This is a genomic window from Erythrobacter sp. S227, from assembly GCF_057364925.1.
The window spans coordinates 2,282,879-2,309,319 of the sequence record NZ_CP200280.1 but is presented as its reverse complement, the minus strand read 5'-3'; the positions used below and the strand labels follow the sequence as shown (position 1 = coordinate 2,309,319).

Genomic DNA, 26,441 nt, shown 5'->3' with positions numbered 1-26,441 from the left:
GGCCCGGTTCTCTTGAAAGCGAAGCACTCCGAATTTGCTCGCGGTCTCCCCCGTGCGGCATCCCAGGCCTCGATCTTCTTTTTCTGCGGACCCGATGAAGCAGGCGCCTCTGCTGCTGCCAACAAAGTCATCGCTGCGCTTCCCAATGCAGGCGAACGGATCGAGCTATCGGGTGGCGATCTAAAACGCGATCCGGCGCTGCTTGGTGACGAAGCGCGCTCCGGTTCACTTTTCGGTGACAACCGTCACATCCTTGCGCGGGTTTCGGGCGACGAGGCGCATGACGCTTTGAAGGTCCTAATCGAGACCAGTGACGCAGGCGCAGGTGACTCGGCCCCGATCCTAGTCGTTGCGACCTCTGCAACTGACAAGTCGCGCACCGCAAAGCTGCTTGAGAAGCGTTCGGACGCTTTGGTCACTATGTTCTACCCGCCCGACCTGCCTAGCGTCGCCGGAGCGGTGCGGACGATGGCGGATGCCGCAGGATTGCGACTCGGTGGCGATATGGCAGAGCGAATCGCGCGGGCCAGCGGTCTCGATGTCCGCCTCGCCCAGTCCGAAGTCGACAAGCTCGCGCTCTATCTGGATGCGTCTTTGCAAACGCCCAGGACTGCCAGCCCGGAAGATTTTGCCGAGATTGGTGCACCCACCGAGGATGACGGCTTTGGCCCCATCGTTAACGCGGTTTTCGGGGGCGACCTCGGGAAATTACCGAGCGAACTCAAGCGCATGAAAGAGCTCAGTATCAATCCGGTTGGCCTCTTGCTGGCGCTCGAACGGCGCGCCACGCAGTTGACTCAGATCACCGCAAAGCTGGGCAATCGCGGCAATTTTGATCAATTGGGCAAGGGCGAAAAGGCGCAACTTGGTATCTTCTGGAAAGAAGAGCGCGAAATACGCCAACAGCTTGGCCGCTGGCCTCGGGTGAAGCTTGATCGATTGATCCCACGACTCACGGCTCTTCATCAAAGCCTGCTTTCGAACAGCCAGGCCGCAGAGCTCCTGCTTGCCCAAGATCTTACCCAGATCGCCAGATTTGCTGCGAAACGGTAGCATTATCGGACAAGTGCGACTTTTCGCACCTGCAATAAATTCCCCTCTTACGTAGAATCAGCTAAGGGATATTAACGGTGCAGCGTTAGGGGAGTTTGCTGTGGCAAACGTTAAGATATGAATCAACAAACCGGTGTCCTGCTTGATGCGGCACAGTCAGAAAAGCTAGCGAGACCCATCGCGCCGTCACTGGAAAAGCGCCGTTTGCGTGCTTTCGCGGTGATGATGATCGTGGATGCGGCGCTTTTGCATCTGGCATTTGCAGCGGCTAGTTTGATTTACCATGGGACGTGGGCTTCGCCCAATAACATGCTCGCAGCACAGACCATGCTGCCGGTCTTCTTTACCATCGCTCTTTACAATGGAAGTTACGGCGGACAGGCGCTAGGCGACTGGATTTTCGCTTCCAAGCGCGCTTTGACGGCGCTTCTGGTTTCCACCGCGCTCATCAATTTCCTCGCGTTCTATACCAAGTCGAACGCCGAATTCTCGCGCGTTTCGGTCACGCTTGGCCTGATTTTGTCGGCGCTCGCAATCGTCTCCTTCCGCCGGGTTTTGTTGATGGTCATCAACAAATTCTGGAATGGCAGGACAACCAATCAGCTTGTCATCGATGACGGCGGCCCCAGTTTTTCCGCCCAACACGGCGAGACAATCCGGGCTTCCGACTACGCGCTTGATCCGACCAGTCATGATCCTTTCATGTTCGATCGTTTAGGCAAGCTATTGCAAAACCAGGACAAGGTCGTGGTCAGCTGTCCGCGCGAACGGCGCGCGCAATGGTCTTTCCTGTTGAAGTCGGCAGGCGTCCACGGCGAAATTGTCAGCCAACCTGCGCACGAATTGGGCGCTCTTGGCGTGCAGCATTATGAGTCGCAGGATCGCACAACTTTGATCGTTTCAAACGGGCCGCTCAAGCTGCGCTCACGCATCTCCAAGCGCCTGTTTGACACCGCCATTGTGGGCGGCGCTTTGCTGGTGTTGTCACCCTTGCTGATTTTGGTCGCTATCCTGATCAAGCTTGAGGACGGCGGGCCAGTTTTCTTTGTTCAGCGTCGCATGGGCCGGGGCAACACATTCTTCAACATGTTCAAATTCCGCTCGATGAAGGTCGACAAAAACGATGCCGACGGTGCGCGTTCGACCGGGCGTGAAGACGACCGGATCACCAGGATTGGTGCATTTATCCGCAAGACCAGCATCGATGAGCTCCCGCAGCTTATCAATGTGTTCAAAGGGGACATGTCGATTGTGGGCCCGCGTCCCCATGCGTTGGGCAGCCGGGCGAACAACAAGTTCTTCTGGGAAGTCGATGCGCAGTATTGGCGCAGGCATTGCCTGAAGCCTGGCCTTACAGGCCTTGCACAAGTTCGCGGTCACCGCGGCGCGACCGAGAAGGAATCGGATCTAACCGACCGTCTGCAATCGGACCTTGAATATATCTCGGGCTGGTCGCTGCGCCGGGATATCGAGATCGTGTTCAAGACAGCCTTGGTCCTCAGCCACGATAACGCGTATTAAAGTCTGATCGCCGAGTTAGGCGATTTCTCCGGTAGTCCTTCCTGCATTCGCTGTGCTGATTGCGGAGCGTCTGCGGGCGTGGGCAAACAACAATTAGTCTTGAGGCACGCTGAAGGTACCGGTGACCCGGCCTCCCGATCCTTCTTCACCAGCAGTTCTGCCGCCGGCTGAGCGTCCGTCGATTGTGGACAGCCCGCTAGCCAGATCGATCACCAAACGCCCGCCGCTAAGTGTGTCGCCGCCCCGGCTAAGCGAGACATTGCCCGCCATTGTGATGATGCGCTTGTTAAAGTCATAGACCGCCACATCGCCAGACGCGCGCTCGTTCCCGCGTGTCACGACAACGCCGCCGTTTGCGGTAATGCGCTGTACGTCCAAAGAGCCATCGTCGGTGTAATTGGCAAGCATCCGGTTGGAGCGCACGATAAGCCCAGCTTGATTGACAGTGACGCCGCCGCTCAAAACGACGCGGTTGGCGCGGTCGTCGAAATCGATGCTGCCAGCGTCAAAAGACACAGGTGCGCGGGTGTTGTGCGAGGCGATGCTTTGTGCTTGCAACGTCATACCGCCTGCCAAAACGGCGCCCAGGGCAAGACCGCCAGCGGCCCAGCTCAAAGCAACTTTTGCGAGCGCGGTCTTACCCAGTTTTGCGTGTTGTTTGCGTTCCATTACGGTACCCTCAATTCACCCGGCACCATAGTGAGCCTTGCATTCCCATCAAGCGAGATTGTGCGTGCATCGAGGTCGCCGCTCATGGTGTTGGCGGAAAAATTGCCGGCGGGTACTGTGCCTTCGACGCCGTTTGACCCGCTCATTGTGCGGGTCTCGAGATTGAACTGCACCCCGCTTGCGCTGATTGCATAACCATCGGCGGTGCGTACGCGCATTGTGCCTTCGACATCGACGACTTCGCTGTTGATGTCATAGACGCCCCCTTGTGCCGACAGACGCGCTGGCCCGTCTTCCAGAAGAAGCTGCGCCAGCAAATCTTGCATTCTCACTTTGCCCTCGGCGCTTGATCGCTGCACCGCTTCGCCAGCAGTGATGGAGAACGGCCGGCCGCTGTCATCACGCCCGCGGTACATTGCATTGTCGACGCTCAAACGCTCTTCGATCACCGAAACCTGCGAGCGATCGAGCAGAAAGCTGACCTCGCCGCGCGGTGATAGAGGCGTGATAATCATCAGGGCCGCCAGAACGCCCACACCCATGGGCAATGCACGCGCGAGGAAGCCGACGAGCTTATCGTGGCTGCCCCCCGGCGTCGCAAAGTCTTGTCTTTTGCTGCGAAGCGCCTGTGCGCGCGTGGTTTCGATGCGGCGTTTTATGACCATGGTGCGCCAAGCTTAGTTGGTGAAACCTTCATTGTGGCTGAATATGTCGCGTCCATCCCAACCCGCAATGTCGAGCGCTGCGCGCGTAGGAAGAAAATCAAAGCAGGCCTGGGCGATTTCCATTCGACCTTCACGCTCCAACCGTACAACAAGTTCGTCGCGCAGACGATGGAGGAAACGCACGTCTGATGCCGCATAGTCGCGCTGTGCATCGTTCAATACCGGTCCGCCCCAATCCGAAGATTGCTGTTGCTTGGAAATGCTCTCGCCAAGCAGTTCCTCTGTAAGGTTTTTGAGGCCATGCCGGTCGGTATAGGTCCGCACGAGCTTGCTGGCGATCTTTGTGCAGAACACAGGGCCCGCGGTGACGCCGAGATAATATTGGATCGCGGCGAGATCGAACCGGCCAAAGTGATAGAGCTTTACCCTGTTTTCGTCGGCCAATATCCGGCTGAGGTTCGGCGCATCATATTCGCTTCCCGGCGAAAAGCGCACGAGGTGCTCGTCGCCTGAACCATCAGAGATTTGAACGACGCAAAGCCGGTCTCGGTGAGTGATAAGACCCATGGTCTCTGTGTCGACCGCAAGATCGCTTGTGCCTTCAAGGACGCCGTCTGCCAGGTCTTCTTCGTGAAAATGTACTGTCATATGTTTGCGGCCACTACGCCACATTGAAGCAGAGGGAAAGAGGGGGCCGGAAAGAGGGGGATAGAGCGTCACGCCTGTCTCGCCTCAAACCGCCTGGTCTGTGTAGCGTAAGCCCCATGGCAAGCGATCAAATTCCGGAAAGCTGGCGCGCGGCGTTGGAGCCGGTGCTAGGTACGCCCGAGGCGCGTAAACTTGGCGGTTGGCTCAGCGCTGAAGAGAAGGCGGGCAAGGTCATCTATCCCCCGCGCGGGACCCGTTTGGCAGCTTTGGAGGCAACGCCGCTCGATCAGGTGTGCGTGGTCATCCTTGGGCAGGATCCCTACCACGGGCCGGGACAGGCGCACGGGCTCAGCTTCTCGGTGCGGGACGGGGTCAAACAGCCGCCGAGCCTTGTCAATATCTTCAAAGAGCTTGAAAGTGACCTTGGTATCCCTCGCCCGCAAACCGGCAATCTGTCTCCTTGGGCAATGCAAGGCGTGCTGCTGCTCAACAACACCCTGACCGTCGAAGCGGGGCAGGCGGGAAGCCATGCTGGGCGCGGATGGGATGCGATCACGGATGCCTGCGTTGCAGCAGTGGTTGATGCAGGGAAACCGTGCGTTTTTGTATTGTGGGGCAGCCATGCCGCGAAGAAGGCGGGCCGGGTCAAGGGGCTTGGACGAGCGAACCATCACCTTGTCCTCAAATCCCCGCACCCATCGCCGCTTTCTTCCCATCGCGGGTTTTTCGGCTCGAAACCCTTTAGTAAAGCCAATGCCTTTTTGGAAAGCCAGGGCTGCGGGGCTATAGATTGGTCGCTATGACCAAGGACGAAGCCCGCGCAGCCTTGCTTGCCCGCCAGGAGGCGTTGGCAAAGGAGGACGCGGCCAATGCAGATTCGCGCGAAACGGTGGAATTGCAGCAAGACAGCGTCGGGCGCCTCAGCCGAATGGATGCAATGCAGCAACAAGCGATGGCCCAGGCCAACGAACGGCGCAGGGCTGCCGAGGCTGTGCGGATCAAGGCCGCGCTGGAACGTATTGAAGAGGGCGAATGGGGCTATTGCCTTGGCTGCGGTGAAGAGATTGCGCGAGGCCGCCTGCGGTATGACCCGAGCACCCCGACATGCATCAAATGCGCGGCATAAAGACCTGAGAGGAGAGCCATTGAGATGACCCAGAACCCGTCCGATGTCGTATTATACGAGGTAAACAATGGCGTCGCGCTGGTCACGCTCAATCGGCCCCAGGCCATGAATGCCATCAATAAGGCGCTTCGCAGACGCCTTTATGAAGTGATGCGGATGGCTGACGCAGACGGGGCGGTGAATGCGGTTGTGTTGACGGGGGCTGGCACGCGCGCGTTCACGGCTGGATTGGACCTCAAAGAACTGGGCAGCGAAGAAGGCGCGCTTGGCGCTGCGAATGACACGGACCCTGCCAATAATCCTGTCAAAGCCATTGAGGTGTGCCGCAAGCCGGTCATCGGTGCGGTCAACGGCGTTGCGATCACAGGCGGTTTCGAGGTGGCGTTGGCGTGTGATTTCCTGATTGCGGCGACCAATGCCCGCTTTGCCGATACGCATGCGCGCGTCGGCATTGTGCCGGGCTGGGGGCTCTCCCAGAAACTCTCGCGAATGATTGGTATAGGGCGGGCAAAGGAGCTCGCCTTTACGGGCAATTTTCTCGACGCTGAAACGGCTCTTAAATGGGGCCTGGTCAATCATGTGGTGGAGCCAGAGGAGCTGCTTCCAAAGGCACTCAAGCTTGCCCAGGACGCGGCGAGCATCGATCCGCAATTCCTGCGCAGCTACAAGCGGCTTATCGACGATGGCTTTGCCGTGACCTTTGGCGAGGGGATGGCGATCGAGGCGGAGAGATCATTGTCCGCCAATTCGCAAGTTGCGCCCGGTGAGGTCGAAGCGCGCCGTTCAAAGGTGCAGGAGCGGGGGCGCTCTCAATAAAGAGGGTTATTCGACGGAAGGCGGCGGAAGCTTGCGCAAGGTCATCGCGCCAAGGCTGCTCTCCACGCGCAATTCGCCGTTTTCCAACCAGCCCATCACCCCGTCGAAATCAGCAACGCCCAAATCGTTGCGGTGAAAATCAAAGACAATGGTCTGGCCCTCGCCCACTTTGCGTTCGCCGCTGAGCTCAAAAGGTCCGGAAAGCACCTGATAACTTCTGAGATAGAGTTCGATTGTCTCCGGCTTGTCGCAAGTGTCGCCGGGCGACCATTCGCCGTCTATAACTGGTGTCACGATGAGTTCGCCATTGGCACAAAGCCCGCGCACATCCGCAAAGGAAAAGGGCTTGCCGCTGTCCGCCCACTCAATGCGCAAGAATGGGCCGCCGGGCGTAGTCTCCACCTCTCGCCAGACGAACTCAGGCGCAACCGGCTTGGGCTCGCTTATGAAAAGGATGGCGCCGTTTATCTCTTGCCAAGTGCCCTTGGCGCGCAGGTCAAGGCCGCCTACAGAAAGGCCCCATCCAAACGTCCCGTCTTCGCGCACTATCATGCCCATGGCTGTTTCAAAGCTGTTGCCGTCATACCGGCCGACAAACTTTGATTGTTCCTGGGGTTGCGAAGCTTCTTTCGCTTCACTTTGATCGGGCGAAGGCGTGTCTTGGGCAAGGGCCGTCGAAGGAAGGCTGGCCACTAAAGCGAGCAACAGAGGTCTCAAATGCATCACCGGACGATAGCAGGCCTGTGATGCAAAAGCGAAGCCTGGTTCAAAATACGCTCGTCAGCCTTAGCCCGACCGTGACGCCTGTCTTGCGCGCGGCAATGGCGCTGTCGTCGACTTGAATGTCAAAGGTGAGCCCGTGTTTGTCGGCGAATTGATAGGTGTAAAACGCCTCCAACCCCTGCTCGTCCTCAAGACCTAACCGGAAGGCGACATCCTCGACCAGTTCATCGGTCAGAGAATATTGAAAATAGGCGAGGCCAAAGCGGTCCTGCGGGCGGAAGCGCGGGTTTCCTGATACCCCGATGTAGCCGGAATAATCGAGGAAAGTCGGGTCTCCCATGGATGCCTGGAAACGCGCGATAATACCCCAACCTTTGCCAGGAGCCTCGGCATAGCGGGCGACATATTGATAGGCGGAAAGCTGCACCGCGAGCTCGCCGCTTTCATTGCCGAATGTGCCAATTGGCTGCGGGGGCGGGGTGAGCGCGCTTGGCAGGATATCGCGGGCAAAATCGTCGCGTGTCGAACCGACAAGAGCAAAGGTGTAATAGCCCGGATTGCCCCCGATACTGGTGATTTTCGTGGCGGATGCCAGGAACGCGACGCCGTTCCTGAACGGGTCTTCCAGTCCGCTGCGCTGGTATTGGGAATCCACATCAAACACCCAAAGCCGGTACAGCGTTTTGCCCTTCGGCACCGTCAGCATTGCGCCTGTGACCGTGTTCGGGGCAACGCCAGAGGGCGGCAATGCGATGCCAAGATTTTGAAAGCCGAAGTGACCGTTGCTTTCGATCAGCGGGATAGCGGCAGAGACATCCAGAAGGTTCATCTTGCCCACTTCGAGAGTGGTGCCGTTCTTCCATTTGTATTCAAGGCTGGCGGACAAATCGACTTTGCCTCTGCCCTCGCCCCTGAACAAGGCGGTGTTGCCCGGGACAAGGCCGATTTCTCCATTGGAATCCTCGCCCCAACGAAATTCTGGGCGCAGATTCAAAGTGAGGTTGGATGACCCGCCAATTGCGCTTGCATTGGCTCTGATGAAACCGTCGATGCGCCCACCATAGCGCAGGGTCGTATCGGCATCCCCCGAGACGGGTAAGTCGGCAATGTGGGAGGCAACAAATTCAACATCGACCGGATCTGTTTTTTCAGCAAGCGGCGGCGGGGTGACATCTGCTTCGGGCAAAGGCTCTGCGTCTTCGGGAGTAGCTTGCGCCAAAGCGGGCGCTGCGGCCGCCAATGCAACCGAGCTAAAAAACACCTGGCATACGCGCATTGCGCTGCCCTTGCAGATAATCATTGCCTCTTTGATCCTCTCTCAGAGGCACCCTGCACTGTGCCTTCCTTATCGGCAATATAGATGGCCGATTAAGGAAGTGAAAATCAAGGCAGTTCGTTAGACTATTCTGACGCGGACTGCACTTTATGTACCGCTGTATCAATAATATCACCGCAACGAGTGCGTGGTATTTATCGCGGTAATTCAGTCACTCCCATGAGAGCTTCGTCGACGGCGCGTGCACACTGGCGTCCTTCGCGAATGGCCCAGACCACCAGGCTTTGGCCCCTGCGCATGTCGCCGCAGGCGAACACGTTCTCGACGCTGGTGGCGTAGTTTTCTTCATTCGCTGCGACATTGCCGCGATCGGTAAGCTCTACACCCGATTGGTCGAGAAGGCCCGCTTTGATCGGACCAACAAAGCCCATTGCAAGGAAGATGAGGTCCGCTGGGATCGTGAATTCGCTGCCGACAACTTCGCGCATCTGGTGCTGGCCGTTGTCATCTTTCACCCATTCGACCCGCGCGCATTCAAGGCCGGTGACTTTCTCGCCGTCGCCCACAACGCGTTTGGTCAGGACCGCCCAATCGCGCTCGACGCCTTCTTCGTGGCTCGACGAGGTGCGAAGTTTTAACGGCCAGTTCGGCCACGTCATTGCCTTGTCCTCTTTTTCAGGAGGCTTGGGCATGATCTCAAGCTGTGTAACCGAAGCGGCGCCCTGACGGTTGGAGGTACCAACACAGTCAGAGCCCGTGTCACCGCCGCCGATCACGACGACATGCTTGCCTGTGGCCTTGAGTGTTCCGCGCGGAGCGGCTCGGGCTTCGTCGTCGCCTGCGTTACGCTTATTCTGCTGGGTCAGGAATTCCATCGCCAAGCGAACGCCATTCAATTCAGCGCCAGGAATCTGCAACTGGCGTGCATTCTCCGCGCCGCCTGATAGCACCACTGCGTCATAGTTTTCCTGCAAGGACTGGAACGAGATATCGACGCCCACTTCTTTGCTGGTTTTGAACGATACCCCTTCGGCTTCCATCTGCTGACAGCGCCGGTTGATGAGGTGTTTTTCCATTTTGAAATCTGGAATGCCATAACGAAGAAGCCCGCCGATGCGGTCGTTCTTCTCGAACAGCGTGACCGAGTGGCCGGCGCGCGCCAATTGTTGGGCGGCGGCCATACCAGCGGGGCCTGAGCCCACGACGGCAACTGATTTGCCGGTCTTTTTCTCAGGCACTTGCGGCGTAACCCATCCCTCTTTCCACCCGCGATCGACAATCGCGCATTCGATGGATTTGATCGTGACGGGCTGATCGACGATGTTGAGCGTGCACGACGCCTCGCAAGGCGCGGGGCAAATACGACCAGTGAACTCCGGGAAATTGTTGGTTGAATGGAGAACGTGCAAAGCGTTCTTCCAATCGTTTTCGTAGACGAGGTGGTTCCAGTCCGGGATCATATTGTTCACCGGACAGCCGTTGTGACAATAGGGGATTCCGCAATCCATGCAGCGCGAGGCCTGACTGGTCAGCGTCTCGTCATCGGGCTGCACCACGAATTCGCGGTAATTATTGAGCCGTTCTTTGGGGTCGAGATAATCGCGATCACGCCGGTCGAGTTCGAGGAAGCCTGTGTCTTTACCCATCTGTCTAACCTTTATTCCGCTGCCACGCTTGCCGCTTCAAGGCGTTCGGCCTCAAGCGCTTCGAGGGCGCGTTTGTAGTCGGTTGGCATTACCTTCACGAATTTGGTGAGCGCGTTGTCCCAGTCGGCGAGCAGGTCAGAGGCGACCTTGCTGCCGGTGTGAAGCTGGTGGCGCTCTACCAAGATACGCAGCCGCTCTGCATCGTGACGCAGCATGTCTCCCATGCCGAGATCATTGACCGAGCGGGTGCGATGGGTGGGACGACCCATTCCTTCATCCTCGTCCGGCTGGTTTGAGATCGCCTCCAATTCAACCTGCGCGCGGTTCACGAGGTCGGAAAAATTGCCTTCCGCGTCATAGACATAGGCGACACCGCCGCTCATGCCTGCTGCGAAATTGCGGCCCGTCTTGCCGAGCACGACGACAACCCCGCCGGTCATGTATTCGCAGGTGTGATCGCCCGTTCCCTCGACGACAGCAATCGCGCCCGAGTTGCGAACGGCGAAACGCTCTCCGCCAACGCCCGAGAAATAGGCCTCGCCCGAGATCGCGCCGTAGAGCACGGTGTTGCCAACGATGATATTCTCATTCGCTGCGCGCGGTGCATTTTCGGGTGGGCGAACGACGATGCGACCGCCCGATAGGCCCTTGCCGACATAGTCATTGGCGTCCCCGACAAGGTCGAGCGTGACGCCATGGGCAAGCCATGCGCCAAAGCTTTGGCCAGCAACGCCGGTCAGATTGATGCGCAGCGTATCGACGGGAAGCCCTTCGTGCCCGTGCATCTTGGCAATCTCACCAGACAGCATGGTGCCAGCGGTTCGGTTGACGTTGCGGATCTCGTAATTGAGCTCCACCGGTGTCTTGGCGCTGATCGCTTCGTGCGCGTCCGCGATGAACTTGTTGTCGAGCGCTGCGGCAAGCCCGTGGTCTTGCGTCTCGGTGTGGTTGAGCGGCGTGCCTTCTTCGAGGGCTGGTGCGAACAGCAGCCGGTCAAGATTGATCCCGCGCGCTTTCCAGTGGCGGTGCATCCGGGTCATGTCGAGACGGTCGACCCGGCCCACCATCTCATCAACCGTGCGGAAGCCCATTTCGGCCATGATCTGACGCAGTTCTTCGGCGACGAAGAACATGTAGTTGACCACATGCTCTGGCTGTCCGGTGAATCGCGCGCGAAGGACAGGGTCCTGTGTCGCGACGCCCACTGGGCAGGTGTTGAGGTGGCATTTGCGCATCATGATGCAGCCAGCTGCGATCAGAGGCGCGGTGGCAAAGCCGAACTCATCCGCGCCAAGCAGCGCGCCGATAGCCACATCGCGGCCCGTGCGAAGCCCGCCGTCAACCTGCACCGCGATACGGCTCCGCAAATCGTTAAGAAGCAGCGTTTGCTGCGTCTCGGCAAGGCCGATCTCCCAAGGAGAGCCCGCGTGTGTCAGCGACGTCAGCGGTGATGCGCCGGTTCCGCCGTCATAGCCCGAGATCGTAAGGTGATCGGCTTTGGACTTCGACACGCCAGCTGCAACTGTGCCCACGCCAACTTCGGAAACAAGCTTGACCGAAATGCGCGCAGATGGCTGCACGTTTTTAAGGTCGTGGATCAGCTGCGCGAGGTCTTCGATCGAGTAGATGTCGTGGTGCGGCGGCGGGGAGATAAGGCCCACGCCCGGCGTCGAGTGGCGCACCGCGCCAATGCGCTTGTCGACCTTGTGACCCGGAAGCTGACCGCCTTCGCCCGGCTTTGCGCCTTGCGCCATCTTGATCTGGATATCGTCGGAATTGGCGAGATATTCAGCGGTCACACCAAAGCGGCCCGAAGCCACCTGCTTGATGCGGCTGCGCATCGAATCGCCGTTTTCCATAGGCTTGAAGCGGAACGGTTCCTCGCCCCCTTCGCCCGTGTTCGAGCGCCCGCCGATGCGGTTCATCGCGATTGCCATGGTGGAGTGCGCTTCGTGGCTGATCGAGCCCAGGCTCATCGCGCCGGTGGAGAAGCGCTTGACGATTTCAGACGCGGGCTCGACTTCATCAAGAGGGATGGGATCATCGGCCTTCTTGAATTCCATCAGACCGCGGATCGAGAGCAGGCGCTCGTTCTGATCGTTTACGCTTCGTGCAAACTCTTCATAATTCGACCAGTCATTGCCGCGCACAGCGTGCTGCAATTGCGCAACGTTTTCGGGCGTCCAGGCGTGCTCTTCACCGCGCAGACGGTATTGGTAGATACCGCCCACATCGAGCATGCCTTTGTAGAGCGGATTGTCACCATAGGCTTGCGCGTGGCGACGGATGGCTTCTTCGGCGACTTGCTCAAGGCCAACACCTTCGATGGTGGTCGCGGTGCCGGTGAAATACTTTGCGACAAATTCGGACGACAGCCCGACCGCGTCAAAAATCTGCGCCCCGCAATAGGACTGATAGGTCGAGATGCCCATTTTGGACATGACCTTGCGGATGCCTTTGCCGACCGCTTTGATGTAGTTCTGCTGGACCTCTTGCTCTGAAAGCTCGGAGTGTTTCTTGGCGCGGATGTCCTCAAGCGTTTCGAATGCGACGTAAGGGTTAATCGCCTCAGCGCCGTATCCTGCGAGCACACAGAAGTGGTGTACTTCGCGCGCTTCGCCGGTTTCAACGACGAGCCCGGTTTGCATCCGCAGGCCCTGACGCACGAGGTGGTGGTGCACGGCAGCCGTCGCGAGAAGCGCTGGCATGGGTACACGGTCCTGGCTTTGTGCGCGGTCAGAAATCACAAGGATGTTCTGGTCCTGCAGCACCGCTTCGGTCGCGGCCCAGCACATTTCCTTGATCGCCATCTCAAGACCCTCGGCCCCGGCGCTCGCATCCCATGTCATGTCGATGGTGGTGCAACGGAACGCGCCGTCGAGATTGGCTTCGACTGAGCGGATTTTCGCCAGATCGTCATTGGTGAGGATCGGCTGTTCCACCTCAAGCCGCTTGTGCGTCCCCGCATCATGGCCCAGCAAATTGGGGCGCGGACCGATCATCGACAGAAGGCTCATCACAAGCTCTTCGCGGATCGGGTCAATTGGCGGGTTGGTCACCTGCGCAAAGTTCTGTTTGAAGTAGTCGTAGAGCAGACGCGCCTTGTTCGAGAGCACTGCAATCGGCGTGTCGGTGCCCATCGAACCAATCGGATCATCGGCCTTGACCGCCATCGGCTCCAAAAATTTGCTCACATCTTCCTGAGTGTATCCAAAGGCTTGCTGGCGTTGGAGCAGGGTCGTTTCGCTCACCGGCACTTCGGAAAGCTCAGGCTCGATCTCGCTGATTTCGGCAAGCTTATACTGCGCTTGCTTCAGCCAATCGGCATAAGGTTCTGCGTTCGCAAGGTCCGCTTTGAGCTCTTCGTCCTCGACAATGCGGCCTTGCTCAAGGTCGATCAGGAGCATTTTGCCGGGCTGCAAACGCCATTTGCGGGTGATGTCTTCCTCAGCAAACGGCAGAACGCCGCTTTCCGAGGCGAGGCACACGATATCGTCTTTGGTGACACAGAAACGCGCCGGGCGAAGGCCATTGCGGTCCAATGTCGCACCGATTTGGCGACCATCGGTAAAGCACACCGCTGCCGGACCATCCCAAGGCTCCATTAGGGCGGCGTGATACTCGTAAAACGCGCGGCGAGCCTGATCCATCTGGGTGTTTTTGGCCCATGCTTCCGGGATCAGCATCATCATGGCGTGCGCGAGGCTGTACCCGCCTGCAAGCAGCAATTCCAATGCGTTATCAAGGCAGGCGGTGTCCGATTGCCCGTGCGGGATGATCGGCCACATCTTATCAAGGTCCGGCCCCAGAAGGTCGCTCTCCATCGTGCGGCGGCGCGCGTTCATCCAGTTCACATTGCCGCGCACGGTGTTGATCTCACCATTGTGCGCGATCAGGCGGAATGGGTGAGCCAAACGCCAGCTTGGGAAAGTGTTGGTCGAGAAACGCTGGTGGACGAGGCCTAACGCCGAGATGCAATCCGGATCGCGCAAATCATCGTAGAAACTGCGCACCTGCTCACACAAAAGAAGCCCTTTGTAGACGATTGTGCGGCTGGAGAAGCTCGGCACATATAGGTCGGTGAGACCCGGCAGATCGTGCTTTTCGGCGAGTTTCGCGAGTGGGTTCTGCACCTGCTTGCGGATCACGAGGAGCTTACGTTCAAACGCGTCTTGGTCTTCGCAATTGTCGCCTTTGCCGATGATCGCTTGTTGGATGACGGGCATCGAATCGATAACCGCCTTGCCAAGGCCATCAAGGCTCGTGGGTACATCGCGCCAGCCGAGCAGGACTTGCCCTTCTTTGGCGGTGAATTTCTCAAACTGTTCGGTGACGAACGCGCGCGCAGCCTCATCCTGCGGCATAAAGCACATGGCAACGCCGTATTCGCCCGCTGGGGGTAGGTTTACATCGTGTGCGTCTGCCCATTTGCGCATGATTGGATCGGGGATCTGCATAAGCAGCCCTGCGCCATCCCCCAGAAGCGGGTCAGCACCCACCGCGCCCCGGTGGTCAATCCGCTCAAGAATCTGGAGCGCCTGCTCGATAATGGCATGGCTTTTCTCGCCCTTGATATGGGCGACCATGCCTACTCCGCAGGCGTCATGTTCATTGACCGGGTCGTAAAGACCCTGGGAATCTGGGTATCCCATGGCGAGGTTCCAATCTGTCAGATGCCACTGCTCGATGGCTCATGCGCTCATGGCGCGGCAGTGGCGAAAACATCGGCCCCACGCACCTCAAGGTAAGTGGGCTCCGCTTGGAACCTCTATTGCAGATGGAATATCTGTATTGCAACCGCGAACAGTGAAATTTTATTTCACCATGGCCCAATTTTTGGTTTCTTTACGCAAGACCAGTTGCAAAAAACGCGCAATCTCAGTCAGAATCGCGTGCTTAAGCCGCTCCGCGTAGGTCCTGCAAACGTGCCAGGGCGCTGCGCAATTCTTCCTCGGTCTGGCCAAGCACATTGTCGTTCGTGCGTGCCTTTGCGCTTTGATCAAAGCCGCGCTCTGTAAACAGGGCCAGCGCCTTCAGCGCTTCTGCCAGGGCAGCTTCACGAGCGATCTCGCTGCCGGCTGCGTGCGCGCGTTCTTTGGCTTGGTGATCGTGTAACGCGCCAGCAAAACGCTCGACCATTTCGACCAGGCTCAAGTTTTCGGCAGGCTTTTGGCGCAGTTTCTCCAGAGCGTTCTCTGGTTCTTTGGCGACGGTTTCGACAGCTTCGACTTCGGTCTCAGGTGCAGTGGCGACAGGAGTGCTCGCTTCGGGAGTTGCGGGAGCTTCCGGCACATCTTCGACCCAAACACCGTTACGCTTTGGCATCGACGCAAATTCACCAAGATCAAGGGAGCGAGGTTTTGGTGAGGCGTTTTGTGGTTCCTGCGCTCCGACTGGCTGAGCAGCCGTGTCAGGGCTCTGAGCGGCTTCACATGTTGCACCTTCGCATGATTCGATCAGCGCGTCCTTGAAATGCTTGCGGGTAAAGGCCCATCCGCCCTTTTCTTCGCGCTCATTTGCGCGCTCATTTGCATGGTCGATGTCCTCTGGCGCTTCGATATCATAGCCGCGCTGTGCCAGTTCGCCGAGCTTGGGTTCACGCTTCGAGTTATCGTCGCCCGCCGCTTCACAGGCGAAAGCTCCATCTTCCATCTCGGAAAATTCAGCAGGCTCGGCAATTTCGCTTGGCTTGGATGCATCGAGCGGCGCATCGAGGCTTTCGCTGCCCAGATCAGAGGCGGGATTGATTGGTTGGAGATCGCGCGACTTGAAGGCCGATACGACACCGCCGTCGCCGTCCATCAGCTTTGCCCTGTGCGAAAGCGCGCTTGCAACGATGTAACCAAGAAGCGCGCCGGCAAGACCGATCCCGACACAGACGATTATACGCGTCATCAACAAGGGAAGGTAAATACCGGTGAGTGATGAAACGCGTGCAATCGGTTGATCGGGCAAGACCGCGGTCATCAACGCCAGAAGCAAACCGCCCCAGATCGTCACCATCGGCACAAAAGCACGGTGCTTGGGGACGGCTGCGAACGAAGCAAGCTTGCTCGGGCTACTTTTGCCCTTGCTTTTGCGTGACACAGATTTGCCGTGCTCCACGGCCACTGCGTGCTGCCTTACAATTTTGCCGATATGATTGCTCGATCGCATTGCGCTTATTTGCCTTTTTCTCGGCCCGTTGGCGCTTATGCTCGCGCCTTAGGCCTGTAACCCCTGATCGCGGCCCACCACTTGCGGTGTGCTCACGTCCAGGCTTTGCGCTAAAAGGATATGGTAAACATCGAGATAACGCCGCGCATTCAAAAGCCAGTCATGCCGTGTTTTTACGCAGGCAAGGCCGTTGGCCTTTAACCTGTCCCACTCTGAACGACGCTCGAAGAGGTCGGCGAGCGCTTCTGCGCAGGCCGCTGGATCATCGGGTTCAAACAAAATGCCTGTTTCACCGTGGGTGATAAGCTCACGGTGACCGCCCACGTTCGAGGCCGCCACCAACCGTCTCTGTGCCATCGCCTCAAGCGGCTTCAAAGGCGTGACGAGGTCGGTAAGCCTTGAGTGTTTGCGAGGGTAGGCCAGCACATCGATGAGTGAATAATAGCGTTCAACCTGATCATGCGGCACGCGTCCGGTGAAGATCACAGCCTCTGGTTCAGGAAGAGCGGCAGCCGCGGCCCGCCACTCCTCATCTAGATTGCCTGCGCCCACCAAAAGCAGGCGCGCATCCGGATGCGACTGGCGCAATATGGGCATCGCTGCGATCAGATCATCGACGCCTTCGTAGTCGTAGAAACTGCCGATGTAGCCGATGACAGGTGTCTTAGGTGACAGCCCAAGTTCAGCCGCAAGGCTGTCATCGCGCGGGCCGGGTTCTCCGAACAAAGTGAGGTCCACGCCATTGGGCATCACACCGATCTTGCCTCCGGGGATGCCGCGCTCGATCAGATCATCGCGAAGGCCGTTGCAAATAGTGAACACCGCATCAGCTCCCGACGCAATTTGTGTCTCGAGCGTTCGGGTCAGGCGGTACTTGATCGACCCTTCGCTGCCGGTGAGGTTGCCCACCGCTGCATCTTCCCAAAAGGCGCGGATTTCATAGACAAACGGCACGCCAAGCTGGCGCGCTGCCCGCATTGCGCCGCCGCCGCATAGGGCTGGCGAATGGGCATGGATCACATCGGGGCGCCAATCTTTGGCAAGCTCGAGGATTGCATCCTTCAGCGCCGCCATCTCGCGAAATTCTGACACTCCTGTAAAGCCCCGCGGCGTTCCAGCGGTGCGGTGAAAGGTGAGGCCATCAAAGGTCTCTTCTGCGGTTGTCCATTCCGCTTCGTTATTGTGGCGCTGCGAAGTAATTCCACGCACTTCCAGCCCCGCCGCTTCCTGAGCTTTCAAGATGGCGCGCGTGCGGAAAGTGTATCCGCTGTGAAGCGGGAGCGAATGGTCAAGAACGTGCAGAATCCGTGTCATGGCCAGCGATATAAACCGATTGTGCTTAACGCCGCGTCAACCGCATTGCCGTAAAGCGCAGGGCGATGATTGACTATTTTGCTCTCGCGCTCGGGCATGGCCTGCTTGTGCTCGCATTCTTGCGGCTGGTGATGCGCGACAGTCTCGATGTCGATCCTGCGATCAGCGAGCTCAAAGCAGCAGCTGAAGCCAAAAAGCCCAAAACGGGGACCAATCGGCGAAAGAGCAAGGCACCTTCTCCAAATGAAGAGGCCGCGCCAGGGCAATGATCGATTTCGTCTTCCTCGCCTTTATCGGCTTTGTGTTGGCCCTTGGCCTCAAGCGCCCGTATTTATGGGTGCTGCTCTATGTCTACATCGACATTCTGGCACCCCAACGTATTGGCTATGGCGTCATCCAGAGCGTGCAGGTGTCCCTCATCGCCTTTGGAGCAGCCTTCGTAGGCTGGTTACTGTTCGACAAAAAAGAGGGTGCACGTTTTAGCGTCAGGCAGGGGCTTTTGCTGCTCTTGCTGATTTGGTGTTTTGTCACACTGCAATTTGCCGATTTCCCCGAGGAGGCGGCAACCAAATGGGATTGGGTGTGGAAGGCGATGGTCTTTGCCATCTTCCTGCCCTTCACAATCACGACAAGGCAACGCATCGAAGCGCTGGCGCTCACATTGGTCTTGACCGTAGGGATGATCGTGATCTCGACCGGTATGAAGACGGTGTTGGGAGGGGGCGGTTATGGCTCGCTTAAATTCTTCGTCAAAGACAACAGCGGGATTTACGAAAGCTCTACGCTTGCGACCGTCGCGATTGGCCTGATCCCTGTGATCATGTGGTTCACCCGGTTTGGGACCATTATCAAGCCGCATTGGACGGTGACGGTCTTTGCTGTAGCCCTGTGTTTCGCGTGCCTACTGATCCCTATCGGAACCGAGGCGCGCACCGGCCTGTTGTGCATCGCTGCGCTTGGCGTTTTTCTGCTGCGCTATACCGAAAAGCGGCTGATGTTTATCGCAGCGGCTCCCGTGCTTGGCCTTATGGCTCTGCCGTTTTTGCCGCAGAGTTACTATGAACGCATGGCCACCATTGCAGAGCCCGGCGGCGATGAAAGCGCCTCGACGCGGATGCAGGTTTGGAAATGGACTCTCGATTATGCGTCGGAAAATCCGCTTGGTGGCGGGTTTGACAGCTATCGTGCCAACTCGTTCACTTACACCATGCCCGTGCGCGAGCAGAACGGCAACACGACCACGACGCAATATCGCGAAATCACCGATGAGGGACGCGCCTTCCATTCGTCCTTCTTCGAATTGCTGGGCGAACAAGGCTATCCCGGTCTCATCCTGTGGCTGCTGCTCCACGGACTTGGCGTGTGGCAGATGGAGAAGACCTACAGGCGTTGGAAAGGCAAGACCGAGGAGAGCGAAGCCTGGATTTCGCCGCTTGCGGCTGCCCTGCAAATCGCAAGCCTGATCTACCTCGTGGGCGCAACCTTCCAGGGGATTGGCTATCAGCCGGTTATGCTGATGATCGTCGGGCTTCAGATCGGGCTTTACTCTTATGTCACCCGGCTTGATTCGGCCAAACGCGAGCTGGTCGCCGACAGCGTCTCTGATCACCCGAGAGGACGCACTCCTCGCCGCGCAAGTTCCCGCAAATCCAGTCCTGATCTAGCCCAAATCTAGGCATGCCGTAACGGCACAAGGCTCCAAGCCCTTCAGCCCCAAATCATTCCGGCGCTTTATCGTTGCGTTTGGCGCTTGCGCCTGCCAAAGATGCTCCCAACTTAACGTAAACGTAAACCGCGCGAGCGTGGCTTTCGCCCACGCCGCACGAAGGGAAGGGAGCCCAGCACATGACACCACAAGATCTGGCCGCCAAAGTCGGCGAAAACATCGGCACATCCGAGTGGGTCGAGATGACTCAGGAAAAGGTCAACATGTTCGCCGATGCAACCGGCGATCACCAGTTCATCCACATCGACGAAGAAAAAGCCAAGATGACCCCGTTCGGCGGCACTATCGTGCACGGCTTCATGACCCTCTCGATGATCCCGTACCTCTCCGCCAACAGCGACATGCCAAAGATCGACGGCGTCAAAATGGGCGTGAACTATGGCGGCAACAAAACCCGCTTCATCGCACCTGTGCGCGTGGGCAAGCGTATCCGCGGTCACTGGAAGCTGGCTGAAATGATCGAGAAGCGCCCCGGTCAATGGCAGCAAACCGCAGAGATCACGATCGAGATCGAGGGCGAAGAAAAGCCTGCGCTCATGTGTGAGTGGATCACCCAGTTTTTCGTATAACTCTACCCTCGTCACCCCAGCGAAAGCTGGGGTCTAGGGCTTCAAACACCCCAATTTGCCGCAAGAGATCCCAGCTTTCGCTGGGATGACGAAATTCGCGGCACTAGAATAAGGACACCCCCAATATGTCACGTGACGCAGTCATCGTCTCCACCGCCCGCACGCCGATTGGGCGCGCTTACAAAGGCGGCTTTAACGCAACCCCGGGCGCAACGCTTGGCTCATTCTCATATGCAGCAGCCGTAGAGCGCGCAGGCATCGAAGGCGGCGAAGTCGACGATGTTGTCTGGGGCGCAGTGCTGACCCAGGGCACGCAGGCTGGCAACATCGGTCGTCAGGTCGCTCTTCGCGGCGGCGCTCCGGTAACTGTCGCTGCGCAAACCATCGATCGTCAGTGTTCATCGGGCCTGATGGCTATCGCAACAGCCGCTAAGCAAATCATCGTCGACGGCATGGACGTGGTTGTTGGCGGCGGTCAGGATTCGATCTCGATGGTGCAAACCCCCGAGATGCGTGTCGCTCCTGACAAGTCGCTGATCGCGATGCACAAGGATGTGTACATGCCCATGCTCGGCACCGCCGAGACGGTCGCTGCGCGCTACAACGTCAGCCGCGAGGCGATGGATGAATACGCGCTCCAATCGCAGCAACGCACCGCCGCTGGCCAAGAGGCTGGCCACTTCGATGCTGAAATCGTGCCTGTTACCACCACCATGATGGTGAAAGACAAGGCAACTGGCGAAGTCAGCCAACAAGAGGTCACCATCACCAAGGATGAAGGCAACCGTCCGTCGACCACGCTCGAAGGTCTCCAAGGCCTCCAGCCGGTGATGGGCCCGAACATGACCATCACGGCAGGTAACGCATCACAGCTTTCCGATGGTTCTTCGGCCAGCGTTCTGATGGAAGCCAAGGTTGCTGAGCAAAAGGGCCTCGAGCCGCTTGGCCGTTATGTCGGTATGGCGGTGGCCGGCACCGAGCCTGATGAAATGGGCATCGGTCCTGTCTTCGCCATTCCAAAGCTTCTGAAAGCCAACGGCCTTACCATGGATGATATCGGTCTGTGGGAATTGAACGAAGCGTTTGCAGTGCAGGTGCTTTACTGCCGCGACAAGCTTGGCATCGACAACGACATCCTCAACGTCAACGGCGGCTCGATTTCGATCGGTCACCCTTACGGCATGACGGGCGCTCGTTGCACCGGCCACGCTCTCATCGAAGGCAAGCGCCGCGGCGCGAAATACGCAGTCGTCACCATGTGCGTCGGCGGCGGCATGGGCGCAGCGGGTCTGTTCGAGATCTTCTAAGAAGCCTCAAAAACATGCTCAAGACGGGCGGTGCAGGAGCAATCCTGTGCCGCCTTTTCTTTGCTCCGCTTTACTGAGGTGTGATGCGCGGATCGTTTTGGGTCTGCCATTGCGGAAGCCACTCTCCGGGTGGGCCGCCGCGGCATTGGTCAAGAGACGCATACGAGGCGAGCCTGAAAACCGCTCCATCCCAAGCCCACGACGCGCTCATCCCGCAATCGGTCAGCCCGCGCCCCTTGGAAAAGCTGCGCAGCAACAGCGTGTCTGGCGCAAAATGGGCTGTTGTGACAGATGACGCGTCCCACGCGGTGGCACCGTCCCACAAGGGCCCCGCCTGTTCGAGAGGCGCCCTCGACCAAGCGCCATCTTCATCAATAAGCACTGCGACGGAAAAGCCTTGATAAGCGCCCATTCCGCAAGCGATCAGTCCCAAGCTGTGCGTTTCATCGAGCCGAAAAAATTCGTGCGTTTCAGACGTCGCGAAGCAATCCGCTTGCTCCTTGATCCTCTCGATCTGTTCGCTTTCAAGTTTCGCGGGTGCTGCTGCGTTGCGCGCAGGCGTCTTGATCTCGGGCAGTGGTGGCAAAGCGGGCACTGCGCTACCCGGCCTTGGACCGTGCGCGACCAATGCTGATACGGTGCCCACACGCTTTTGCTGGTCATCAATCCAGCGCAGCGAGGCTGCTGCGCCGTTGACCGGGAGGGTGCCGATCACCCTTCCATCTTCGTCCACAAGTTCTGCCCGGCGCGCTTTCGCCATCGCTCTCAGGAACAGTCTTGGGTCACCTTTCAAATTGCCGCTTTCGGTGATGCCAAACGGGCCCATTCGACCATCGAAGGTGATCCGGGCCGGGCCAACAGCCCCCTCAAAGGCGGCGAAAAGCAAGACCGCCGGCTCACTGTCAGCCGTCCCGTCCCTCGAAACGATCACCACCATGGAGGAGCCCGCGTGGCTATCGCCAAGTGCCGCCTGTGCCGCGCAATACCGCATATTGTCGCACGACACAGTCCAATCGCGGAACGTCTCTGGTTGCGGTATGCTTGCCACCAGCGCCAAGGCTGTACCCAGACTTGCAAAAATACTCATAGGGCGGTCTCTAATGCGTGTTGGATGAACAGACATTGCATAGTCGCTCCACCTGAAGCAAACTGTCACTTATGGGGATCATCGAAATCATCGGCATTGCTGGGAGCGTCAGCCTTCTCTCGGGTTGGCGGCTCTATCTGTGCATCTTTGCAACCGGGCTTGCGATGCGGTTGGACGCGTTGCCAGTGCCAGAGCACCTGGCCAGCCTTGGTGTGCTCGAAAATCCTTGGGTGATGGGGATCGCCGCGATTGGCGCATTGGCTGAATTTTTCGCAGATAAAGTCATGTGGCTCGACAGCGTTTGGGACACCATTCACACTCTGGTGAGGCCTGTTGGCGGGGCGCTTCTCGCGCTGGCGATTGTCGACCCTTCAGATCCAGCCACCCAAGTGATCGCCTTCCTGCTCGGCGGCGGTGCGAGCTTTTTGGCGCATGGCGGCAAAGCCAGCGCGCGCGCCGTGGTCAATACCTCGCCCGAGCCGGTGAGCAATGTCGCCGTTTCGGCAACCGAAGATGTCGCCACCGTTGGCCTCCTGTGGCTCGCTTACGAGTATCCATTTGCCGCAGCAGGCATTGCTGCCTTCCTTTTGCTGCTGGTCGTGGGCCTTTTGTGGATGACACAGCGAATTATCAAACGCCTGTTCTTTCGCGCTCCTAAGGGCAAACCCTCGGGTTAAGGCTCCTCTCCCAAAGGCCGTTCTGGTCCAGAGACGGGAGAATTTATGGCGCATTACGACTTCATCGTTCTGGGGGCAGGACCGGCGGGCCGACGTGCAGCCATCCAGGCTGCCAAGCTTGGCAAATCGGTGGTGGTGGTCGATGACCGCGCCAAAGTGGGTGGTGTGTCTGTGCACACAGGCACGATCCCCTCCAAAACCCTGCGCGAGACGGCATTGAACCTCTCAGGCTGGCGCGAGCGTGCATTCTAAGGTCAAGGCTATCGCACCCGTGCCACCATCTGCTCGGGCGATCTCGACCAAAGGATCGGCAAGACATTCGATTATGAAGTTGCGGTTCTGGAGCATCAATTTGCGCGCAACGGGGTGCAGACAATCGCCGGGCGTGGATATTTCAAAGGGCCCAACACCATCGCGGTTCTGCGCGACCTTGGCGGCTCGCAAATCGAAGAAGTGATCGAGGGCGATAAAATCCTCATCTCCGTGGGCACAAGGCCTTATCGCCCGGGTCATATCCCATTTAACAAAACCAACGTCTTCGACAGCGACAGCTTTATCCTCCAACCGCAAATGCCAAGCAGCCTTACCGTTGTTGGTGGCGGCGTCATTGGCCTTGAATATGCGACGATCTTCAGCGCGCTCGACATTCCGGTGACGCTGATCGAACCCAATGAACAATTGCTGCCGTTTATGGACCGGGAAATCGTCGATCATCTTGTTCAATCCATGCGCGAGCGCGGTATGGTCCTGCGACTTGGATGTTCGCTGTCCTACATCCAGTTCAGCGAGAACGGCGACCCAATTTGCCAACTGGCCGACGGGCGTTTGATCGGTTCGAAAATGGTGCTGTTTGCGGCAGGCCGCGAAGGTTCTGCCGCCAGCCTCAATCTGGACGCCTGCGGCATAGAGACGGACCGTCGTGGCCGGTTGGACGTGGATCGCACCACGTTCCAGACAAATGTTCCCAACATCTACGCCGCTGGCGATGTGATCGGCTTCCCGAGTCTTGCCTCCACCTCGATGGAGCAGGGGCGAGCGGTGGCCTGCCATGCCTTTGGTGAGCCTATCTCCGCCGATGATCAAAAGCCGCCCTATGGCGTCTACGCAGTGCCTGAACTGTCCTCTGTCGGCATGAGCGAGGATGATGCGCGAGAGGCGGGCGTCCCTTACGAATGCGGCATCGCGCGGTTTAAAGAAACATCGCGCGGGCATATCATGGGGCTTGAGGCGGGTATCTTGAAGCTCATCTGTCACCGTGAAACGCGCAAGCTCATCGGAGTGCATGTCGTTGGCGAGGGCGCGTCCGAGCTCGTCCATATCGGGCAGGCGGTTTTGAATCTTGGCGGGACTATCGACTATTTCGTCGAGAACAGCTTCAATTACCCCACCTTGGCCGAAGGTTACAAAGTGGCTGCGCTTGATCTATGGAACCGTTTGCAGGTGCCGCCCGCCGCGGCGGACACACAGGTTGAGCCAAAGCCCAAAGCCAAGCGGTCGCGGCGCAAAAAGAAGGCGGCCTAGCTTACTCGCCCGAGCCGTCGTCTTCGCTGGTGCTTGTCGCCATATTGCCATCAAGGCCTTTGACCACAGCGGCTTGCATCGGACGGTCGAGCTTCGAGTGATCTTCTGATGGACCAAACAGCCCGGTCACATACTCGACCATTTGGGTGACCATGCCTTGCTCTTGAGCAGGCTTGATCCGCACGGTCTTGCCGCCCTCAACCACGACAAAGTCATCGCCGCGCACAAGGACCGCATTGGCCGCGCCGCTGGTTTTGACAAGATCGCCGACTTGCAATTGTGTGCCCTCGGCACCGTAAAGCGACTTGTCGCCGCGAATGACGGAGACCTGACCATCGGCTTCGGAAATCCGCCAGCCGGAGTTCTCAGCCGTAGCCGCGCTGCCCATGCAAAAAGCCGCCGCCACACAAATTGCTTTTGAAATCTGGATCATCATTGCCCCCATGGCTCAAACTCGGTTCAGTAACGGGGATAGCAAGAAGGGTTTACCCGAGCCTTGGGGCTTATCCCTAAGGCGAGGTAAATGGCGTTAACCCAATAACTTGCGCGCCGGTGTGTCGATCCGGGCGATTACATCGGCGGCTTCGCGGGCATCCTCGATCAGGCCAATACTTTCACCAATGGAACCTTATGAGTGGTTGGCGACAAATTCCTCGACCACAGGTGCGACCTTGGTGCGCCAGCGGCTCCCGTTGAAAATGCCGTAGTGGCCAGCGCCGTCCGCCATGTAATAGCGCTTTTTGTCATCGGCTAATCCCTTGGCGAGCTTCAAAGCGGCCTTGGTTTGGCCGAGGCCAGAGATGTCGTCGCGCTCACCTTCGATGGCAAGAAGCGCTGTGTCAGTGATCTGGGTGATGTCTACGACCTCGCCCTTATGCTCGAATGTACCATTAGGGATGGAGTGCTTCTGGAACACTTCCTCGACCGTCTGGAGGTAAAACTCTGCGGTCATATCGCACACGGCACGGTATTCGTCGTAGAAATCCTTGGTCGCCTGGGCCGATGCATCATCGCCTGTCGTGAGGTGTTTGAACATCTCGAAGTGGCTCATCATGTGGCTTTGCAGGTTCATGCTCATAAAGGCCGACAACTGCATGAAACCGGGATAGACTTTACGCCCCGCACCGCGATATTGCATCGGCACGGTGGCGATCACGGAATTGCGGAACCATTCAATCGGACGGTTCATCGCGTGGTCGTTAACGGTGGTGGGGCTTTCGCGCGTATCAATCGGCCCGCCCATCATGGTGAGCGTTGCAGGGGTCGCGGGCGATTTGTGCTGGTTCATCAGCGCGGTCGCCGCAAAGGCAGGCACGGATGGCTGGCACACGGCGAGCATATGCGGGCGCTGACCAGGGGTTACCTGCTCGATATATTCGAGAAACTCGATGAGATAGTCGATGTAATCGTCAAGGTCGAAAGACCCCTCGTGCACCGGCACCGTCTTCGCATCTGCCCAATCGGTGATGTAAACCTCGTGGCTTTGCAGCATCCGCTCAACCGTCCCGCGAAGGAGTGTCGCAAAGTGCCCGCTCATCGGGGCTACGATCAGCATTTTGGGACGATTATCGTCGACCCCATCAAGACGGAAGCGTTTCAGGTCGCCAAAAGGACGGTTCATAACCGTCGCCTCAATGACGGGGAAGATCTTCCCGTCGACGTCAACCTCGGTGATACCAAAGGCCGGTTTGCTATACGGGGCTGTTGCGTGAGCAAACACGTCAAGCGCATTGGCCGTCATTGTGCCCAAGCCCAGTCTGGACCATGGGTTTGCCGGATGCGTCAGCATTTCCGAGCTTAATGAAGCAACCGTGCTCACGGAATTGAGCCAGCTGCGCTGGAGTTCATAGGCTTTGTAAAGCATGTCTGCCCCGTCTGTTTTCTGGGCGCGCGACATTGATTTTTGACCCATCACGCGGCGTTATTATGATCCCCTAGATG

At 58.2% G+C, this 26,441-nt stretch carries 22 protein-coding genes and 1 pseudogene; 11 read left to right on the top strand and 12 right to left on the bottom strand.

The annotated features are described in order from the left end of the window. The first annotated feature begins 12 nt into the window (after window positions 1-12). The gene (gene holA, locus AC0V6Q_RS10860; protein ID WP_486169298.1) at window positions 13-1,053 is read left to right on the top strand and encodes a DNA polymerase III subunit delta; all 1,041 of its coding nucleotides are present in this window, start codon (window positions 13-15) and stop codon (window positions 1,051-1,053) included. 117 nt (window positions 1,054-1,170) lie between these two features. Then, a complete protein-coding gene (locus AC0V6Q_RS10855) occupies window positions 1,171-2,574 on the top strand; it encodes an exopolysaccharide biosynthesis polyprenyl glycosylphosphotransferase (protein WP_486168395.1) in 1,404 nt (467 codons plus the stop codon). Between the two features lie 93 nt (window positions 2,575-2,667). Here AC0V6Q_RS10855 and AC0V6Q_RS10850 read toward each other — a convergent pair whose 3' ends face one another. The 3 genes from AC0V6Q_RS10850 to AC0V6Q_RS10840 are packed head-to-tail and all read right to left on the bottom strand — an operon-like array spanning window position 2,668 to window position 4,556. Continuing rightward, complete coding sequence (locus AC0V6Q_RS10850) at window positions 2,668-3,243, bottom strand: LptA/OstA family protein (protein ID WP_486168394.1); 576 nt, start codon at window positions 3,241-3,243, stop codon at window positions 2,668-2,670. Then, window positions 3,243-3,908: an LPS export ABC transporter periplasmic protein LptC gene (gene lptC / locus AC0V6Q_RS10845; protein WP_486168393.1), complete on the bottom strand. Its 666-nt coding sequence runs from the start codon at window positions 3,906-3,908 to the stop codon at window positions 3,243-3,245. The genes AC0V6Q_RS10850 and lptC overlap by 1 nt, the downstream gene beginning before the upstream one ends. Window positions 3,909-3,920: 12 nt before the next feature. Then, window positions 3,921-4,556, bottom strand: a complete 636-nt coding sequence (locus AC0V6Q_RS10840) for a ribonuclease D (RefSeq protein WP_486168392.1) — start codon at window positions 4,554-4,556, stop codon at window positions 3,921-3,923. Window positions 4,557-4,672: 116 nt separating this feature from the next. Between AC0V6Q_RS10840 and ung the strand changes: the two genes are divergently transcribed. From ung to AC0V6Q_RS10825, 3 genes are read left to right on the top strand one after another with little or no spacing between them, the layout of a single operon-like run. Then, entirely contained in the window at window positions 4,673-5,359 is a 687-nt protein-coding gene (ung, locus tag AC0V6Q_RS10835; RefSeq protein WP_486168391.1) for a uracil-DNA glycosylase, read from the top strand. Further along, window positions 5,356-5,682, top strand: coding sequence for a TraR/DksA family transcriptional regulator (locus AC0V6Q_RS10830; RefSeq protein ID WP_486168390.1), 327 nt, complete (start codon window positions 5,356-5,358; stop codon window positions 5,680-5,682). The genes ung and AC0V6Q_RS10830 overlap by 4 nt, the downstream gene beginning before the upstream one ends. Window positions 5,683-5,706: 24 nt before the next feature. Then, complete coding sequence (locus AC0V6Q_RS10825) at window positions 5,707-6,498, top strand: enoyl-CoA hydratase (RefSeq protein WP_486168389.1); 792 nt, start codon at window positions 5,707-5,709, stop codon at window positions 6,496-6,498. Between the two features lie 6 nt (window positions 6,499-6,504). On the opposite strand, the gene AC0V6Q_RS10820 is transcribed toward AC0V6Q_RS10825, so the two are convergent. From AC0V6Q_RS10820 to AC0V6Q_RS10795, 6 genes are all read right to left on the bottom strand, one after another. Beyond that, window positions 6,505-7,203 (bottom strand): hypothetical protein, encoded by a 699-nt coding sequence (locus tag AC0V6Q_RS10820; RefSeq protein ID WP_486168388.1) that lies wholly within the window; start codon window positions 7,201-7,203, stop codon window positions 6,505-6,507. Between the two features lie 61 nt (window positions 7,204-7,264). Next, window positions 7,265-8,521 (bottom strand): carbohydrate porin, encoded by a 1,257-nt coding sequence (locus AC0V6Q_RS10815; RefSeq protein WP_486168387.1) that lies wholly within the window; start codon window positions 8,519-8,521, stop codon window positions 7,265-7,267. 170 nt (window positions 8,522-8,691) lie between these two features. After that, window positions 8,692-10,143 carry a glutamate synthase subunit beta gene (locus AC0V6Q_RS10810; protein ID WP_486168386.1) on the bottom strand — a complete coding sequence of 484 codons (1,452 nt, stop codon included), beginning with the start codon at window positions 10,141-10,143 and terminating at the stop codon, window positions 8,692-8,694. Window positions 10,144-10,154: 11 nt separating this feature from the next. Continuing rightward, on the bottom strand, window positions 10,155-14,795 hold the full coding sequence (gene gltB, locus AC0V6Q_RS10805) for a glutamate synthase large subunit (protein WP_486168385.1): 4,641 nt from the start codon (window positions 14,793-14,795) through the stop codon (window positions 10,155-10,157). 244 nt (window positions 14,796-15,039) lie between these two features. After that, the gene (locus AC0V6Q_RS10800) at window positions 15,040-16,299 is read right to left on the bottom strand and encodes a hypothetical protein (protein WP_486168384.1); all 1,260 of its coding nucleotides are present in this window, start codon (window positions 16,297-16,299) and stop codon (window positions 15,040-15,042) included. Between the two features lie 48 nt (window positions 16,300-16,347). Then, window positions 16,348-17,613 (bottom strand): TIGR04063 family PEP-CTERM/XrtA system glycosyltransferase, encoded by a 1,266-nt coding sequence (locus AC0V6Q_RS10795; protein ID WP_486168383.1) that lies wholly within the window; start codon window positions 17,611-17,613, stop codon window positions 16,348-16,350. Window positions 17,614-17,678: 65 nt separating this feature from the next. Here AC0V6Q_RS10795 and AC0V6Q_RS10790 point away from each other — a divergent pair, with 65 nt between their 5' ends. The 4 genes from AC0V6Q_RS10790 to AC0V6Q_RS10775 all read left to right on the top strand — a co-directional run bounded on the left by AC0V6Q_RS10790 (window position 17,679) and on the right by AC0V6Q_RS10775 (window position 21,215). Continuing rightward, a complete protein-coding gene (locus AC0V6Q_RS10790; RefSeq protein ID WP_486168382.1) occupies window positions 17,679-17,882 on the top strand; it encodes a hypothetical protein in 204 nt (67 codons plus the stop codon). Next, the gene (locus AC0V6Q_RS10785; RefSeq protein ID WP_486168381.1) at window positions 17,879-19,288 is read left to right on the top strand and encodes a putative O-glycosylation ligase, exosortase A system-associated; all 1,410 of its coding nucleotides are present in this window, start codon (window positions 17,879-17,881) and stop codon (window positions 19,286-19,288) included. The genes AC0V6Q_RS10790 and AC0V6Q_RS10785 overlap by 4 nt, the downstream gene beginning before the upstream one ends. A gap of 170 nt (window positions 19,289-19,458) precedes the next feature. Further along, window positions 19,459-19,908, top strand: a complete 450-nt coding sequence (locus AC0V6Q_RS10780) for a MaoC family dehydratase (RefSeq protein WP_486168380.1) — start codon at window positions 19,459-19,461, stop codon at window positions 19,906-19,908. Window positions 19,909-20,033: 125 nt separating this feature from the next. Beyond that, window positions 20,034-21,215: an acetyl-CoA C-acyltransferase gene (locus AC0V6Q_RS10775; RefSeq protein ID WP_486168379.1), complete on the top strand. Its 1,182-nt coding sequence runs from the start codon at window positions 20,034-20,036 to the stop codon at window positions 21,213-21,215. Window positions 21,216-21,285: 70 nt separating this feature from the next. On the opposite strand, the gene AC0V6Q_RS10770 is transcribed toward AC0V6Q_RS10775, so the two are convergent. Further along, the gene (locus AC0V6Q_RS10770; protein WP_486168378.1) at window positions 21,286-22,302 is read right to left on the bottom strand and encodes a DUF1176 domain-containing protein; all 1,017 of its coding nucleotides are present in this window, start codon (window positions 22,300-22,302) and stop codon (window positions 21,286-21,288) included. A 71-nt stretch (window positions 22,303-22,373) separates the two neighbouring features. Here AC0V6Q_RS10770 and AC0V6Q_RS10765 point away from each other — a divergent pair, with 71 nt between their 5' ends. Both AC0V6Q_RS10765 and sthA read left to right on the top strand, forming a co-directional pair. Then, on the top strand, window positions 22,374-22,979 hold the full coding sequence (locus AC0V6Q_RS10765; protein WP_486168377.1) for a DUF4126 domain-containing protein: 606 nt from the start codon (window positions 22,374-22,376) through the stop codon (window positions 22,977-22,979). Window positions 22,980-23,024: 45 nt separating this feature from the next. After that, window positions 23,025-24,500 (top strand): annotated as a pseudogene (sthA, locus tag AC0V6Q_RS10760) (Si-specific NAD(P)(+) transhydrogenase). Between the two features lies 1 nt (window position 24,501). Here sthA and AC0V6Q_RS10755 read toward each other — a convergent pair. Then, entirely contained in the window at window positions 24,502-24,933 is a 432-nt protein-coding gene (locus AC0V6Q_RS10755) for a hypothetical protein (RefSeq protein WP_486168376.1), read from the bottom strand. A gap of 195 nt (window positions 24,934-25,128) precedes the next feature. Then, entirely contained in the window at window positions 25,129-26,364 is a 1,236-nt protein-coding gene (locus AC0V6Q_RS10750) for a polyhydroxyalkanoate depolymerase (RefSeq protein WP_486169297.1), read from the bottom strand. Window positions 26,365-26,441 lie beyond the last annotated feature (77 nt).

Coding starts and splice junctions, on each gene's coding strand:
- AC0V6Q_RS10855 (WP_486168395.1), top strand. CDS start 1,171: ATGAATCAACAAACCGGTGTCCTGCTTGATGCGGCACAGTCAGAAAAG.
- lptC (WP_486168393.1), bottom strand. CDS start 3,908: ATGGTCATAAAACGCCGCATCGAAACCACGCGCGCACAGGCGCTTCGC.
- AC0V6Q_RS10830 (WP_486168390.1), top strand. CDS start 5,356: ATGACCAAGGACGAAGCCCGCGCAGCCTTGCTTGCCCGCCAGGAGGCG.
- AC0V6Q_RS10800 (WP_486168384.1), bottom strand. CDS start 16,299: ATGCGATCGAGCAATCATATCGGCAAAATTGTAAGGCAGCACGCAGTG.
- AC0V6Q_RS10765 (WP_486168377.1), top strand. CDS start 22,374: ATGGGGATCATCGAAATCATCGGCATTGCTGGGAGCGTCAGCCTTCTC.
- AC0V6Q_RS10795 (WP_486168383.1), bottom strand. CDS start 17,613: ATGACACGGATTCTGCACGTTCTTGACCATTCGCTCCCGCTTCACAGC.
- AC0V6Q_RS10810 (WP_486168386.1), bottom strand. CDS start 10,143: ATGGGTAAAGACACAGGCTTCCTCGAACTCGACCGGCGTGATCGCGAT.
- ung (WP_486168391.1), top strand. CDS start 4,673: ATGGCAAGCGATCAAATTCCGGAAAGCTGGCGCGCGGCGTTGGAGCCG.
- AC0V6Q_RS10850 (WP_486168394.1), bottom strand. CDS start 3,243: ATGGAACGCAAACAACACGCAAAACTGGGTAAGACCGCGCTCGCAAAA.
- AC0V6Q_RS10785 (WP_486168381.1), top strand. CDS start 17,879: ATGATCGATTTCGTCTTCCTCGCCTTTATCGGCTTTGTGTTGGCCCTT.
- AC0V6Q_RS10840 (WP_486168392.1), bottom strand. CDS start 4,556: ATGACAGTACATTTTCACGAAGAAGACCTGGCAGACGGCGTCCTTGAA.
- AC0V6Q_RS10770 (WP_486168378.1), bottom strand. CDS start 22,302: ATGAGTATTTTTGCAAGTCTGGGTACAGCCTTGGCGCTGGTGGCAAGC.
- AC0V6Q_RS10750 (WP_486169297.1), bottom strand. CDS start 26,364: ATGCTTTACAAAGCCTATGAACTCCAGCGCAGCTGGCTCAATTCCGTG.
- gltB (WP_486168385.1), bottom strand. CDS start 14,795: ATGGGATACCCAGATTCCCAGGGTCTTTACGACCCGGTCAATGAACAT.
- AC0V6Q_RS10755 (WP_486168376.1), bottom strand. CDS start 24,933: ATGATCCAGATTTCAAAAGCAATTTGTGTGGCGGCGGCTTTTTGCATG.
- AC0V6Q_RS10780 (WP_486168380.1), top strand. CDS start 19,459: ATGACACCACAAGATCTGGCCGCCAAAGTCGGCGAAAACATCGGCACA.
- AC0V6Q_RS10825 (WP_486168389.1), top strand. CDS start 5,707: ATGACCCAGAACCCGTCCGATGTCGTATTATACGAGGTAAACAATGGC.
- AC0V6Q_RS10815 (WP_486168387.1), bottom strand. CDS start 8,521: ATGATTATCTGCAAGGGCAGCGCAATGCGCGTATGCCAGGTGTTTTTT.
- AC0V6Q_RS10775 (WP_486168379.1), top strand. CDS start 20,034: ATGTCACGTGACGCAGTCATCGTCTCCACCGCCCGCACGCCGATTGGG.
- AC0V6Q_RS10790 (WP_486168382.1), top strand. CDS start 17,679: ATGATTGACTATTTTGCTCTCGCGCTCGGGCATGGCCTGCTTGTGCTC.